Source organism: Microbacterium sp. zg-YB36 (assembly GCF_024623575.2).
In the GTDB taxonomy this organism is placed as follows: domain Bacteria; phylum Actinomycetota; class Actinomycetes; order Actinomycetales; family Microbacteriaceae; genus Microbacterium.
Genome location: NZ_JANJFD020000001.1, coordinates 899,781 through 915,129, shown reverse-complemented (window position 1 = coordinate 915,129; position 15,349 = coordinate 899,781). Strand labels below are relative to the sequence as shown.

Sequence of the window (15,349 nt, the reverse complement as noted above, 5' to 3'; positions counted from 1 at the left end):
CGTCGGATACGACGAAGCGGGGCCGGCCGTAGTGGACCGGCCCCGCTTCGAGGGTCGAGATCAGCCGATCGAGCTGGCCAGCTGCTCGTCCGTGGACTGCAGCGCGGAGGCGGCCTTCTCGAGGAACTGCGCCATGCCGTCGATGCCCTGCACGGTGCGCTGCGCACCCGAGGTGAACTGCTCGTACGACGAATCGAACGCACCCGATGCGCGAGTCGTGGTGAAGCCGTCCTGCACGAGCTGGCTGACCAGTGCGCGCAGTTCCTGCAGCTTGCCCTCGAGGTCGGACTGGCCCGAACGCAGACGGTTCGCGGCGCTCTGCATCTGATCGTAGGTGACGTTGAGGTTCGCCATTGTGTCACTCCCTGTGTCGTGAAGCGGCAGTTCCTGCCGACGTGTTCAACCTATGGGACTCCGGGACCGGGCACCAATGGGGACTACTCCCCATTTGGTCAGGACCCCTCCTCGCCGAGGAACGGGAACTGCACGCGCACGGTCTTTCCGCCCACCGCGAGCATCGCCCGACCCGGGGGGAACTCGCGCTTGAGCAGGCGCGGGAAGGCGGTCTTCAGCACCACCTCGCCATCGTGGGTGTCCGGTTGGAGCACCACGCCGCGGCGGGAGGACTTGATGTCACCGAGCAGCCCGAAGCCGGTGGTCCAGTCGCTCGTCTCGCCCTCGGCCACCAGCAACCCGTCGCCGCGTTTGACCCGCTTGGCGAAGTCCGACAGCGGCATCTCGGCGATCGAGGTGGAATACTCCGACGCTCCCTCGAGGAACACCGCCACCCCCTCGAGTCCCCGCTCGTCCTGCAGGATGGCGTCGATCAGCCGGCTGGCCGAGCCGCCGTCGGTGGCGGTGTCTACCCAGGCCACCGCGTCGCGCAGCGGCGACCGCGAACTGCCGATGTAGTACCGGCGCACGGCGGGGTTCGCCCGAAGCAGCGACTCGGCCATGGCGTGCAGCGCGTTGGTGCGCCCGCTCTGCGGAGAACCGGCCACCACGAACAATCCCGTCGGCTCGAACGCGAGCGGGGCCAGCGTGTCGCCCGACAGCCCCAGCACGGGTCGCCCGTCCAGGTGGGCGGGCAGCTCGGTGATGGGGTACAGCTCGGGCAGCGCACGCACCGGCGGGGCGTCGGTGCGCCCCTGCCGGCGCATGGCATCGGCGAACTCGCCGATCGCCTGCGCCTGGGCGCGCGGGTCGGATGTGCCGGCGATGACGGCGATCTGCGTCTCCAGCCCGTCGACGATCGCACGCCCCGCGGGGGACTCCGGGGAGAGCACGTCGCGAGGCGCGCCGACCATCGCATACGCGTCGGAGTCCGACAGGCGCAGCACGACCCGCTTCTGGATCGTGGACTGCAGCGCGGTGGGCACCGCCTGACCGCGGTCGGCGGTGAGGGCGACGTGGATGCCGACGGATCGGCCGTCGGTCATGATCTGCTGGAACACCGCGTAGGCGTCGGCGCGGCCGGTGACCGCCTCGAACTCGGCGCGGAACGTGGGGAACCCGTCGATGAGCAGCAGGATGCGCGCCTCGTCGGGACGGCCGGCGAGGGTGCGGTACTGCGAGATCGTGCCGGCGTTGACGGCGGCATACGCTTCGCCTCGTCGGTCCAGCTCGCTTTTGAGCATGCGGAACAGCCGGGTGACGCGCTCGCCGGCGTCGGCGGGGATGACCGCGCCCACGTGCGGCATCGCCTCCAGCATCCGAAGGCCGCCCGATCCGAAGTCCAGGCCGTACACCTCGACGGGGCCGCCGCGCGGGGTGATGCCGGCGGCGACGGCGAGCGTGCGCAGCGTGGAGCTCTTGCCGGCGCCGCCGGTGCCGAAGATCGCCAGGTGGCCTTCGTTGTCGGGTTCGAAGTAGACGGTGTCCTGCGCCTGACGCTGCGGCACATCCTGCACACCGAGCAGCAGCTTCTCGTCGGTGCGCTGTCGCAGCAGCGTGAGGTCGTAGACGGTGGCCAGTTCGTCCAGCCAGGGCCGGCGGGGCGGGGCGATCGAGGCGGATTCGGATGCCTTGACCATCGTGGCCACCAACCGCTGCTGGTCGGTGGGGCCGAGGTCGCGTTCGGCCGAACCGGTGCCGGTCTTGGGCACCTCCCAGCGGCGGGGCGGGCCGAACGCGAACGACTCCAGTTCCACCTCGGGTGCTTCGTCCTCGACGAAGCTCCAGCCGCCGGTGTAGGCGGACTGGAACACGGTGAGCCGGCCCGGCCCGGTCTTTGCGGCACCGCGGCCGGGGATGCCGGGGTCGAAGCCGGCGGCATCCTTCGTGCCGATGACGTCGTCGGAGTCGACCTCGTCCGCCATGCGCAGCGCGACGCGCATGTTGGTGTTCGCGCGCAGGTTGTCCTTGATCACGCCGGCGGGGCGCTGCGTGGCCATGATCAGGTGGATGCCCAGTGATCGGCCGCGCTGGGCGACGTCCACGACCCCGTCGACGAAGTCGGGCACCTCGTTGACGAGGGCGGCGAACTCATCGATGACGATGACCAGTGCCGGGGGTGTGTCGGGGTCGCCCCGCTTTTCCAGCTCCAGGATGTCCTTGGCCTTCTTGCGGATGAACAGGGTCTCGCGGTGGTGCAATTCCGCGCGGAGGCTCACCAGTGCCCGGCGCACCAGGTGGGGGCTGAGGTCGGTGACGAGCCCCACGCAGTGCGGCAGCACGGTGCAGTCGGCGAACGCCGCCCCGCCCTTGTAGTCGACGAACAGGAACGTCACGCGCTCGGGGCTGTACTCCGCCGCCATGCCCAGCACCCACGCCTGCAGGAACTCGCTCTTGCCCGAGCCCGTCGTTCCGCCCACGAGGGCGTGCGGGCCCTGCGCGCGCAGATCCAGGTGCATCGCGCCGGAGCCGGCCTGCCCGACGATGGCGCGCAGCTTCGGTGCGGAGGGGGCGCGGCCGGCGGCGGAGAGGATCGAGCCGTTCTGCTCCCAGCGGTCGACGACGGCGCTGGGCGCGGTGGCCATCTCCTTCCCGATGAGCTGCAGCATCGGCACCGACCGGGGCACGTCGCTGGTGTCGGCACCGATCTCGCCGGCATCCACGTACGACGACAGCCGGCGGCAGAACTGGGTGAACTGGGGGAGGGTGAGGCCCTCGACCTCGACCGGAGTGAGGGTGCGGCCCAGACGCACGTAGCCGACGGCGGCGGTGCCGTCGGCGGCGAGCTCGACGAACGTGCGGCACGCGGCCGGCAGCGACGCGGTGTCCGGTGCCATCCAGATCGGGTACACGCCGCGCCCGGCGGCGCGCTCGAGCACCTGGATGAGGCGGGCGCGGTCGACGGGCGCGTCGTCGGAGATCAGCACGACGATCGCCGGGAGCGGCTCGTCGGAGCCGGTGTTCGCACCGGTGTCGGCACCCACCTTCGCGCCGGCGGTCAGCGCGGCGCGCTTGTCGCCGATCGCGCCGAGCTGCACAGGTGCATCCTCGCCGCGCGGGGAACGCGCGCTGAGGATCTCCTCCAGGCGCGAAAGCACGCTGGCCGCCGCCGACGCGGTGTCGGCGAACGGTGCGCCGCCGAAGACGGCATCGGACTGCATGGCGTGCGGCAGCCACTTGGCGTCGGTGAACTCCGCTGCCCACCCTGGGCCGAACAGGCCGCCGATGACGAGGTCGGTGGGGGCGTGCAGGCCGGCCAGCTGCGCGGCCACCGCGCGGCCGTATGCGGCGACGGCGGCGGGGTCGCCGGCGACGCCGAGCGCACCGGCATCCGACAGCTTCTCCACCACCGGAGTGCGCGGAACGGTCTCGTAGGTGGCGATGAGCTCTTCGAGCTGCTCTACCTGCTCGGGGATGGCCCGGTCGGTGTTGCCGGTCTCCTTGACGGTGTTGCGGGTGGGGACATCGCCGACCCCCAGCCGCACCTGCAGGAACGACCAGTGTTCGGGACGGCGGGTCCACACCAGCGCGTCGCGCTTCTGCACGGCGTCGTAGATCTCGTGCAGCGGCACCGCCTCGCGCGCCCGGATGCGCATCTCGTCCTCGCGCTCGCGCGCCAGCCGGGCCGAGAGCCGCTCCATCTGCGCGACGAACCTGTTGTGATCCAGGCGCTTCTTGCGGCGCTGCTGCGACTTGGCCGTCGCCCACGTGCTGATCATCATCAGCGGCGAGATCGCCACGAAGATGAGGGTCATCGGGTTCTTCAGCACGATGAACATCGCGATGCCGGCCACGGCCGGCAGCAGCGCGGCCGCCCACGGGAACGGCTGCGGGTCGGCGGGCGTGGGCGGGTCGGCGCCCTCCATCTCCCGGCCGACGTACCGCGGCTCGACGCTGGGGGAGCGGGTGAGGCGCACTTCGCCGATGGGGGAGGAGTGCGCCACCTCCGACGGCAGGTAGCCGGCGCGGATGACGGTGCTGCCCAGCAGCGCATCCTGGCCGTGCTGCAGTTCGAGGCGGCCGACGGGGGCGCCTTGGACGATGATGCCGTTGGCGGAGTTGAGGTCGATCAGCTCGATGCGGTCGCGGCCGACGTGCAGTCGTGCGTGGCGTTTGGAGACCATCGCGTCATCGAGCACGACGCCGCAGTCATCGCCGCGGCCGATGACGGTCGACCCGCGGGGCACGGTGTAGCGCCGGCCGGCGGCGCGTCCGCTCACGATCTCGATGTAGGCCACCCCGGGGCGGGGTGCGTCGTCCAGGCCCACCACCGCGATCTGCACGCCGGAGGCCAGCGCCAGGTCGGCGAGGGTGTCGTCGGGGTCGAGCACCTCCGGGGTGCCGCCCACGGCGGGCGCGTGGGCTTCGAGGGTGACCGTCCCCGGCGCGTAGGCGGCGCCGTGGTAGGTGCCCAGCGGATCACGGGCCGCGATCGAGTCGGCCACTTCCGCCACCCGCACTCCCGGTTCCGCGGCCAGCGCGATGTCCTCGGTGGAGCCGTCGGGACGGCGGAGCGTGACACGGACCTTCATCGGTTGCCTTTCGCGCTCGCGGCGGATGCCACCTCGAGCAGATCGAGATCCTGCGCGGTGATCAGCCGGGAGAGCATCGCGTGCTCGACCAGGCGGGCGCGCCGGTTGGTCGCAAGCTTGCCGACACCCCCGCGCAGACCCTGCACGCCCTCGCGGTCCAGCTTGTCGCAGACGTTGTCGAGCTTGCGGTTGAACGTGGTCAACGGCCAGCCCAGGCGCGCCGCCGCCGCCGCGGAGGACGGCAGCTGGCTCGCACCGACCATGCCGCCGCGCAGCAGCGGCTCGCACAGCGCGATCAGCAGCAGCCGCTGGCTGGGGGTCAGGCTCACCGCGCCGATCGTGGTGGTGCCGTCGGATTCGTGCTGCGCCGCGCGGGGGTCGCGCCCGACGAAGCTGGCGGAGTCATTGCGCACGCCGAGCTCGTAGGTGAAGGCGCCGGCGGAGAACATGACCGTCAGCTCGGCGAACACCAGCGGAACACGGGCGCCGGGGCCCACCACCGCCTGGTAGGCACCGTCGGGGGTCGCCAGGCTCACTGAGATGGTCTGCCCGATGTTCGACAGCCACCACAGGTCGCCCTCGGCGTCGAAGGCCAGCAGCCGCCGGTGCAGGTACTGGTTGGTGTCCACCGTCAGGTCGGCGTCCCGGCCGACCGAGAACGTCGTCCCCGGGACCGGGTGATACCACTCCCCGCAGAACTCGATTCCGAGCGTGCCGCCGCCGGCGCCGTGCTGTGTCATCGTCTGTCCATCTCTCGTCGTCACATGCCAGCCAGCAGCGCGATGGCCGCCACACTCGCGGCGATCACCAGCACCGTCGCGCCGATCGCCACCCCCATCGCGACGCCCCGCCGCCGGCGCCTGGCCGGCGGCGCCACCGCGGCCGTTCCCGGGGCCTCGGGGGTCGCCGGCGCCGTGGGCGCCGCACGCACCACGGGCGTCGCCGGGACGCTGCGGATGCCGTAGGTCTCCCGCGGCAGCGCCTCCGCGCCGGGGTCGTGGGCGCGGCGGGAGGATGCCGGTGGTTCGGTGAGCGGCGGCGCGGCCGGATCGGTGTCCTGCTGCGGGTCGCCGGCGAGGAGGCGGGTGGGCTCGTCGGCGTAACCGACCTCGGACGGGTCGGGCCTGGAGTCGCGTCGGCGGGGGCCGGTCAGCCGCGTCGGCTCGTCGGCAACCGGCGGCGCCGGCGGGTCGGGGACGGCGCGTGCGGACAGCACGGTCTTCTCCTCCGGCTCGACTCGGCGGCGGGCGGCGAACTGCGTAGGTTCGGCCGGGTCGGCGTCGTGAGGGTTCGTGCCCGCGTCGGCTGCGGCGACGGCGGTGGGCGGCACGACCGCCGGGATGTCCAGGTGTGTCATCGGCAGGTGCAGGTCCTGCTCGATCCGCTGCAGACTGCGGGCGAACTCCGATGCCGTCTGCGAGCGACGATCGGGGTCCTTCGCCAGCGAGGCGAGGATCAGCCGCTCCAGCGCAGCGGGCACGTCGTCGCGCCCGATGGGCGGCGCCGGCGTCGTCAGCACTCGCGTGACCAGCTCTGACAGGTCGGCTGGAGCGCGCGCGGCGTCGAACGGGCTGCGACCGGCGAGCACCGTGTAGGCGGTCGCGGCCAGGGCATACACGTCGGATCGGGCGTCGAACCCGCGGCCGGTGACCAGCTCGGGCGCGGCCCACGGCACCGAGACGCCGCCGGCGTCGGCACTCGCGCCCGCGATGGACGACAGCCCGAAGTCGGTGAGTGCGGGCCAGCCGTAGTCGGTGGTCAGCACGTTGGCGGGCTTGATGTCGCGATGCAGGATGCCGGCGCGGTGCGCCGTCTCGACGGCACCGCACAGCCGGATGAGCGTCTGCAGCACTTCGGGGACGCTGACCACTCGCGCCGGGTAGGTCTCTGCCAGCGTCGGCCGGGAGCAGTACTCCATGACCAGGTAGGGGCGGCCGTTGTCGGCGACGGCGGCGTGGTGGATCGTCACGATCGACGGGTGCGTCGACAGCGCCGCCATCAGGTTGGCTTCGGTTTCGAAGCGGGTACGTGCGGCGGGGTCATCCACCGGCTCGTGCATGATCTTCACGGCCACGAGGCGCCGCGGCAGGTGCTGGTCGTAGAGGAACACGTCGGCGAAGCCGCCGGATCCGAGCGGGCGGGCAAGGGTGAATCCGGGGATGTCGACGGGGCCGTACTTCGCGGTCACGGGATCCCCGCGAACGTGATGCGGCTGCCGGTGCCCAGCTCCGCCACCGCCCCGTCGGTGACCAGCACCGGCTCGCCGGGGCGGACGCGGCGGGGTCCGGTTCCGACGGCGGTGAACACGGTGCCGTTGGTGGATCCGAGGTCCTCCAGCAGCACCTGCCAGCCCTCGACGTGGATGCGCACGTGCGTGCGCGACACGTCGCGGTCGTCGATCGAGACGAGGGTGGGGATGGCGTCGCCGGCGGTGCGGTCGGCGCGCGGGCTGCGGCCGATGAGCACCGTGCCCTGCAGCGGGATCGACCGGCCGTCCGGCAGCAGCACGGCGCCGAGGTCGGGCAGGGGCACCCGGGCGACCGCCGCGCCGGTCAGCGACGCACCGCACCGCGTGCACGTGTCGCGCTCGAGCGGGTTGGGGTGACCGGCGACGCACACGATGCCGCTGATCGCGGCGGCGGGCTCCTCCCGCAGCTGCGGATCGTCGGCGTCCTCGTCGGGCGGGCGCACCGCGGCGGCTTCCACACCGAAGTGGATGGTCGCCCCGAACAGTTCGTCGTAGCGACCGGCGGCTGGTGCCGCCGGCACCGCGGAACCCGGCTGCCGCGCGAGTTCGGGTGCCTGCTCGAAGAGGGCGTCGGAGAACTCCAGCGTGAGGCCGGGGTCGGCGGGAGCCGCGGTGGCCACGGTGCAGGACAACTGCGACACCGCGAGGGGGCCGAGGTGGGCGGGAACGGCCGGACCGGGCGTGGGCGAGCCGGCGTGCGCGGTGAAGGAGGCGACCTCGGTGAGGCAGAACTCATGCCACGTCCGCAGATGGGTACCGGCCAGCTCCGTGGCGCGCCCGTCGCGATGGGTCACCGTCAGCCGCACGTCGCCGCGCACCAGGCCCGAGAGGGTGTCGCCGGTCACCTCCCCGGCGAACAGGTCGGGGACGGCGGAAACGCCGCCGCGCAGCATGACATCCAGAGCCGCTTCCCAGCCGTCGCCGGGGGCGGCCTCGGTCAGCACCGTCCGCGCGGTCGCGGCGGCCCGCGGGCCGGCGAACAGCAGCGCGAGGCTGCCGGTGAGGATGGCAGGCAGCTCCCCGGGGCGATACGACCAGTCAGCCACGGCGTGCTCTGGTGCGCAGCGACCGCAGGGTCGAGACCTCGATCGTGGCCGAGGCGTCGTCACCGCTCGGCAGCCCGCCGGTGGTGTCGTCCTCCAGCGGGCTGATGCCGCCGGCGACCACATCGATCACGATGGCGGAGATGTTGTCCCGTCCGCCGTTTCCCAGCGCCTGCGCGATGAGGGCCGCGGCGGTCGGGGCGGGGGCACCGCCGAGGGTGAGCCCGGCACGGATCGCCTCGTCGGTGAGCTCTCCGGTGAGGCCGTCGGAGCACACCAGCAGGCGCTCACCGGTGACGATCGGCAGCAGCCAGTAGTCCGCGCGGCTGCGCTCCTCGCCGACGGCCCGGGTGATGACGTTGCGGCCGCGGTAGGTCGACATCTCGTGGCGGGCAAGACGACCCTCATCGACGAGCTCCTGAGCCACGGAGTGGTCCACCGTCAGCTGCTCGAGGTGGTCGGTGAGCAGCCGGTACACCCGTGAATCGCCGACGTTGACCACGAGCCACCGCTGCACTCCGCCCTGACGGACGGCGACCACGCCGGTGAGGGTCGACCCGGCGCCGCGCGCGGTAGCCGCCGCGATCGACGTGACCGCGGTGTGCGCGCGCTCCACGGCGTGGGCGACGTCCTCCGGGGCGAGGTCGTCACGTCCGACGAGCAGGCGGAACACGTCGATGATCGCGGCGCTGGCGAGGTCACCGGCGTCATGGCCGCCCATCCCGTCGGCGACGATGTAGACCGGATGCTCGGCCAGCAGGGCGTCCTCGTTGACGGCGCGCCGGAGCCCGGTGTCGGTGCGCGTGCCGCACGTCACCAGCAGCGTGCCGGGGGAGGGCGTTGACGTCGCCGTCATCAGGTGTCTGCGTGCAGTTCGAGCCGGGCATCGCCCAGGAAGAACACGTCCGACACCCCGGCGGATCCGGCGACTTCGCTCTCGTCGCCGAGGAAGACGCCGTTGGTCGAGGCGAGGTCGGTGACCACCCAGCCGGCGTCTCGCCGCTGCAGGAGGGCGTGGGTCTTCGACACGGTGCGGGTGGCGTCGTCGACGGCGACCACCTGTGCACCGGCATGCTCGCCCGGGGCGACCGGGTTGCGTCCCAGCACGACGGTGTCCGCGGTGAGCGCCACACGCGCGCCGCCGGGGAGGGCGAGGGACCAGCCGCCGATACGACGGGCGGCCAGCACGGTGCGTTCATCGAGGTCGTCGGCGGCGACCTGGTCGACTGCGGCCACCGGCGTCGGGGGGGCGGCGGGGACCGGGACCGGGGGTGCGGCCGCGGAGACCGGGGTCGCAGCGACGGCGGCAACGGGAGCTGCCGCAACGACGGGCGGGACGGGTGGCGCCGCGGGCGCGGCCGGGCGGGAGGAGGATGCCGGCGCGGGCGGCGGGGGCGGGGCCCACGGGTTGCCGCCGATCGCGGGCGGCGACGGGACGGCTGGAGCGGGAACCGCCGGCGCGGCGCCCGGCGGGACCGCCCCGCGCAGCGGACCGGGCGCGGGCAGGGGCGCGGCCGGCAGCGGCGGGGCACCGTGCGGCGGGGCACCGTGCGGCGGGGCACCGAGCGGCGCGGCGGGCGCACCCAGGGTGAACGGACTGGCTGCGGGCGGAGCGGGCGGGGCGGTGAGGGTGGGCTGGGCGACCTTCGGCGGAAGTCCGATCCAGCGCGCCGACCCCCAGCCGACGAGGCTGGCCCACACCGGGAACAGCAGCACGCCGAGCACGATGTGACCGGCGCCCAGTCCGAACCCGCGGTTCACGCCGATGAGCATGCGGATCTGCAGGATGAGCGCCAGCACGCCGTAGACGAGCCAGATGAGCGCCGGCACCACGATCGCCGCGACGAGCGAACCCGTCGCCGCACCGGCGTCGTCGGCGCCGGCCGCGCCCACTGCGGCCCCGGCGAACACCGCCGCCACGACGATGCTCGCCACGGCGGCCACGACACCCGCACCGGCGAGCACCGCTGCCCACCAGCCGCGCATCCCCGCGAGGGTGAACAGCGTCCAGACGTTGACAACCGGCACCCACGCCTTCCAGGTGGCCTGGCCGACCTTGCGGAACACCGCCGTCAGCGCGAGCGCCACCCACACGTAGATCCCGATGGCCAGCACGAGCTGGAGGATCGTGAGGATCACCGGCGTCTGCCCGCCCATGCCGCCGCCGTAATATGCGAGCGCCGCTGCCGCGGCATCCGTCGCCGTCCCGACCAGGCCCGTCATCTCTGCTCCTCGTTATCGTGTGAAATCCGGTATCCGCCATCGACTGCGCGCATCGCCTTGCACACCTTAGCGGCGTTCACGACCCCGCCTTGACGAGGCCCACTGGCGCCCGCGCGTGCGGGTGGAACGCAGGAAGGAGCGCAGCGACAGGCGTGCCCGCAGCCGCGCCCACCAGCCGCCTTCGGCGGCGAAGCGTGCTCGCTCCTCGTCGACGATCTGCCAGAAGCGCTCGCTGTCGTCGGCGCTGGGGGCGGTGGGGGCGAACACGGATCGATCGGCCCACTCGGCCAGCATCGTGCCGCGGTCTCCGCCCGCCTCGCCGGCGTATCCGGCGGCCAGTTCGGTGCGGGTCTGGGTGCGCGGCGTGGGGTAGCCGTGGTCCACTGCGGTGTCGACGTATTCGTCCCAGCCGCCGGTAAAACGTTCGACCACATCGTCTGCGTCGCGGCGTGCGCGCCGTCGGAGCGTCTTGAGCAGCACGACCAGCAGGAACGGCCCGACCAGCACCAGGAGGGTCAGCAGCGTGATGCCGGCGATGCGCAGCGCCGCCCACAGCGCGGACAGATCGGCCTCGGTGGTGGTGTCGTCGTCGTCGCGGTCACCGCTGTCGGCGGGGTTCGCCTCGGCAGGCAGCACGGGTTCGGCCACTTCCTGGCGCACGTCGGTGGGGTTCTGCGGGTCGCGGCGCTGCTCCAGCTCGGGACTCATGCTCACCTCGTGCTGGGGTGTCACATCCACACTCACCCACGCCCCGGAGGCATCCTGCACTTCGATCCACGCCGACATGTTCTCGCCGCGGCACTCACCGCTCACACACGCGGGCAGCGCCGCCGGGTCGCCGCCGTCGACCAGCCGCGCGCCCAGCACGATGCGGGAGGCGAATCCCAGCTGGTCGGCGATCATCGAGGCGGCCACAGCGAACTGCTCGTCGTCGCCGACGGCGGCGACCAGGGCAGCGTCGTCGGTGCCGCCGACGTCTTCCTGCCGGTCCAGCAGGGCGGTGAAGAGGCGATCGATGCGGTCGGTGGAGTGCCCCGCGCGGCTCGGCTCGAACGTGTAAGCGCCCAGCTGCGTGGTCCACAGCGCGGGATCCTCGGCGTCGATGAGCAGCGCGTGGCTGAGGAACCCGCGCGCCCGCAGCCGATCGATCAGCACCTGCAGGCCCTCACCGCCGGTCGGGGCCTCCTGCGCGCCGATCCAGTCGGTGAGACTCTCCGGCACCAGCGCTGCATCCAGCTGCGGGGTGTCTCGGCCGGGCGTCAGCTGTGTCAAGCTGCGCGGCTCGTCCTCGATGGCGCCCTGCTGGCGATACGTCGCCCCCGGCCGCAGCCCGGGTTCGGGCAGGGCGATACCCATCCGGGTCTCGGCGTTGTAGAAGAAGCCGTCGGAGCGGTCGGCGCCCGATCCGCCCTCGAACGAAATGGCGGTGAGCGAGCCGACAGTGGGAACCCAGATGCCCTCATACGCGCCGATGCTCACGTCTGCGGTCGTGGCTGTCGTGCCGTCGGGGGCGGGGAGGTTCGCGGGTACCCGCACGAATGCGGTGGTCTGGTCTGCCACGCCCGCGGCCGGATCGATCGCGCGCGCGACCTGACCGTCGAAGAACGACAGCGTCGCCAGTCGCACTCGGTCGGCGCCGGCTGCCCCGTCGACAGTGAACAGCACGGTGTCGAACTGCTCATCGGAGAAGAACTGCCGGTACTGCGACAGCGGGCTCAGCTGAGCGGCCAGCTCGACGCGAGGATCGATGCCCGAGCGCAGCACGTCTCGGGACTGCCCTGCCAGCGCCCAGGGGGCGACGGCGGCGCCGGCGGCGAGGGCGGCGAGCACCATGCCCGCGGCGATGGTGACCCGGCCGGCGACGGCCGAACCCGTGCGTCCCGTGGTGCGTACGCCACTGGCCCGCTCCGCCGCCCGCAGCGCGCGGCGTCGCTCGTGCAGGGTGCGCCAGACGGTGAACGCGAGGGCGAGCAGCACCGCGGCGGCGCCCACGAACAACTCCACGGCGCCGGGCGCGCGCACGCCGCCCACGACGGGGCTGCTGAGCGTGGCGGCGCCGAACAGCACGCCGAAGACGGTCAGCAGCAGCCCCAGCGGCGCGGCCACCACCCACAGCCGCGGAGACCGCCAGGCCAGCGACAGTGCGGCCACCGGGATCGCGAGGAACAGCAGCAGGGCCGGGGCGAGCGTCGTCTGGTAGCTGCCCAGCGGCAGTTCCAAGGTCAGCAGGTCCTTCCAGCCCGTCACCGGGGCAGTCAGCACACCCAGGAACGCCGGCAGCACGGTCTCCATCCGGCTGAGGGCGCTGGGCGCAGCCAGCGGCACCCCGCTGACGATGTAGGTCCCCATCGTCGCGAGCGCCACCCACCACCCCGACCAGCGCCACCGCATCCCGGCGAGGGCGATCAGGTGGGCAAGCACCAACGCCGCCGCCACGACGACGAGGAACGCCGAGTCCCGGTACAGCGGCCACACCGCGATCGCCCCGACCAGGAACAGTGCGTCCAGCAGCACCGCGTTGACAGCCAGGAAGCGCACCGACACCGTCGCGGACCGGCGGCGCGAGTGTCGGCGCAGCGCCGGCGCGGCGCTCACGACTGTGCCCCCCGCGCCAGCAGCTGACGCAGATCATCGAGCAGCCCGATCGTCATCACCGAGATCGTGCCGAGCCGGCGGAAGCCCGGCTCCGCCTCGGGGTTGCACACCACCGCGACCACGGCGACCTCGGCGGGAAACGCCAGCGCCGCGGCCTGCAGCGACCGGGCGGTCTGCGTCGAGCCGCACACGAGGAACGCGATGGACGCGTCGGGATGGGTCTCCCGCGCCAGGGACGTGACGCCGGTGAGCGGTCCCACCAGCGGCGTGCGCTCGACACCGGCGAGGTCATCCAGCAGCGTGCGCGTGCTCAGCGTCGCCAGTTCCCGGATGGTGCGCACGGTGCTGCGGGCGAACTCCGGCACCTCGCCGCCGACGACGACGTCGACGTCACGGCCGTCACGGATGCCGCGGATGCCGATGGAGCCGGCGGCGCTGACGGCCAGCTCGAACTCATCGTCACTGCCGTACTCGCCCTCGGCGAGGGCGAGCGCGATCACCATGCGCGAACGGCGGGTCTCCTCGTACTGGCGCACCATGAGGGTGCCCGTCTTGGCCGTCGACTTCCAGTGGATCTGCCGCTGGGCGTCGCCGGGCACGTACTGCCGGATGGCGTGGAACGAGATGTCGGCGTCGACGATCGTGCGTGAGGCGGATCCCTCGAGGTCGCGGATGAACCCGGTGCTCGTGCTGCGCAGGGTGGTCGTGACCGGGTGCACGTACAGGATGTGGGTGTCGTCCCACGTGGCTTCCCGCTTGAGGATGCCCAGCGGATCCCCGCGCACGGTGTGCGCCGGGCCCACGGTGATCACCCCGCGCCGGTGGGTGGGCACGACCACCTGCTGCTCGTGTTCATGCCCGTGCCGCAGCAGCGGAACGTACACGTCGACGAGGCCCTCGCCCACCGGCACGTCGATGCGGCCGGGGAGGGCGATCCCGCGTCCGGTGTTGACGACTCGCAGCGTCCCCTGCACCTGGGCACCGGCCACGACGCGGTCATGCCCGAGGGCGAGATCGACGTCGTACGAGCGCGCGCTGAACAGGAAGGGCACCGACAGCACGAGCAACGCCGCGGCGATCACGCCGATCACGACGAACTCGAGCCAGCCGAACGCCAGTCCGAGACCCAGCCCCGCCGCCGCGGCGGTCAGCAGCAGCCAGCCGGCGACCGTGACCGTTTCGGCCAGCGCCTGCCAGCCGGTGACGACCGCGCCGCGCACCCGGCGCCACACCCGCTCGCCCCGCACCGCGAGCACGGTGGTCGAGCGGGACGTGGCGTAGCGGGTGTGCGCGTGCGTGCCGCCGGTGGATGCGACCGTGCGGGTGAGGCGGGACTCGGACGGAATGCTCACACGGTATCCCGCTGGCTCGGCGGCATGGTGTCCAGCAGCACCTGTCCGATCACCGCGCCGGCGGTGACGCCGTCGAACTCCGCTTCGGGGTCGAGGATCAGCCGGTGGGCGAGTACCGGCTCGGCGAGGGCCTTGACGTCGTCGGGGGTCACATAGCCGCGGCCGTGCGCGACCGCCCAGGTCTTCGCAGCCTTGGTCAGGCCGATCGCGCCTCGCACGCTCACGCCCAGCTTCACCTCGGTGGCCAGTCGGGTTGCCTCGACGAGGCGGGCGATGTAGTCCAGCACGAGGGGGTTGAGGTACACGTCGCGGGCGACGTCTGCCAGGCTCACCACACCTTGCGGCGTGATGACCGGCTCCACCTCGCGGCGCACCGTGCCGGTGCCCTCGAGGATGCGCACTGTGGAGGCGTGGTCGGGGTAGCCCAGCGAAGTCTTCAGCAGGAACCGGTCCAGCTGCGCCTCGGGGAGGCGGTAGGTACCGGCCTGCTCGACGGGGTTCTGCGTCGCGACGACCAGGAACGGCACGCCGACCGGGCGGGTGACGCCGTCGACGGTGACGTGGCCCTCTTCCATGACCTCGAGCAGGGCGGACTGCGTCTTCGGCGAGGCGCGGTTGATCTCGTCCGCCAGCAGGATGTTGGCGAACACCGGGCCCTGGTGGAAGTCGAACTCGCCGCGGCGCTGGTCGTACACGGTGATGCCGGTGACGTCGCCGGGCAGCAGGTCGGGGGTGAACTGGATGCGGGTGCTCGTGCCCTGCACGGTCTGCCCCATCGCACGCGCCAGCGACGTCTTTCCGGTGCCGGGGAAGTCCTCCAGCAGCAGGTGCCCCTCGGAGACCATCGCGGTGAACGCGAGCTCGATCACGTGACGCTTGCCGAGCACGACCTGCTCCACGTTGTCGACGAGCTGCGCGAACGTCTCCTGGAACCAGGCGGTCTGCTCGGCGGTGATGGTCATG

Annotated in this window: 10 protein-coding genes; all 10 read right to left on the bottom strand. The window is 72.6% G+C overall.

Going from position 1 to position 15,349, the window contains the following annotated elements:
* Window positions 1-60 precede the first annotated feature (60 nt).
* Window positions 61-354: a WXG100 family type VII secretion target gene (locus tag NQ151_RS04505; RefSeq protein ID WP_257495991.1), complete on the bottom strand. Its 294-nt coding sequence runs from the start codon at window positions 352-354 to the stop codon at window positions 61-63.
* Window positions 355-452: 98 nt separating this feature from the next.
* The gene (locus NQ151_RS04500) at window positions 453-4,925 is read right to left on the bottom strand and encodes a type VII secretion EssC family protein (RefSeq protein WP_257508401.1); all 4,473 of its coding nucleotides are present in this window, start codon (window positions 4,923-4,925) and stop codon (window positions 453-455) included.
* Window positions 4,922-5,665 carry an FHA domain-containing protein gene (locus NQ151_RS04495; RefSeq protein WP_257508402.1) on the bottom strand — a complete coding sequence of 248 codons (744 nt, stop codon included), beginning with the start codon at window positions 5,663-5,665 and terminating at the stop codon, window positions 4,922-4,924. The genes NQ151_RS04500 and NQ151_RS04495 overlap by 4 nt, the downstream gene beginning before the upstream one ends.
* Window positions 5,666-5,685: 20 nt before the next feature.
* Window positions 5,686-7,113: a serine/threonine-protein kinase gene (locus NQ151_RS04490; protein WP_257527132.1), complete on the bottom strand. Its 1,428-nt coding sequence runs from the start codon at window positions 7,111-7,113 to the stop codon at window positions 5,686-5,688.
* The gene (locus NQ151_RS04485) at window positions 7,110-8,219 is read right to left on the bottom strand and encodes an FHA domain-containing protein (RefSeq protein ID WP_257527131.1); all 1,110 of its coding nucleotides are present in this window, start codon (window positions 8,217-8,219) and stop codon (window positions 7,110-7,112) included. Before NQ151_RS04485 ends, NQ151_RS04490 begins: the two co-directional genes overlap by 4 nt.
* Window positions 8,212-9,072, bottom strand: coding sequence for a PP2C family protein-serine/threonine phosphatase (locus tag NQ151_RS04480; RefSeq protein ID WP_257508405.1), 861 nt, complete (start codon window positions 9,070-9,072; stop codon window positions 8,212-8,214). Before NQ151_RS04480 ends, NQ151_RS04485 begins: the two co-directional genes overlap by 8 nt.
* Window positions 9,072-10,439 carry an FHA domain-containing protein gene (locus NQ151_RS04475; protein WP_257527130.1) on the bottom strand — a complete coding sequence of 456 codons (1,368 nt, stop codon included), beginning with the start codon at window positions 10,437-10,439 and terminating at the stop codon, window positions 9,072-9,074. The genes NQ151_RS04480 and NQ151_RS04475 overlap by 1 nt, the downstream gene beginning before the upstream one ends.
* Window positions 10,440-10,505: 66 nt before the next feature.
* Window positions 10,506-13,034 (bottom strand): transglutaminase domain-containing protein, encoded by a 2,529-nt coding sequence (locus NQ151_RS04470; protein WP_257527129.1) that lies wholly within the window; start codon window positions 13,032-13,034, stop codon window positions 10,506-10,508.
* Entirely contained in the window at window positions 13,031-14,386 is a 1,356-nt protein-coding gene (locus tag NQ151_RS04465; RefSeq protein WP_257527128.1) for a DUF58 domain-containing protein, read from the bottom strand. Before NQ151_RS04465 ends, NQ151_RS04470 begins: the two co-directional genes overlap by 4 nt.
* On the bottom strand, window positions 14,383-15,348 hold the full coding sequence (locus tag NQ151_RS04460) for an AAA family ATPase (protein WP_257508409.1): 966 nt from the start codon (window positions 15,346-15,348) through the stop codon (window positions 14,383-14,385). Before NQ151_RS04460 ends, NQ151_RS04465 begins: the two co-directional genes overlap by 4 nt.
* Window position 15,349: the final 1 nt, after the last annotated feature.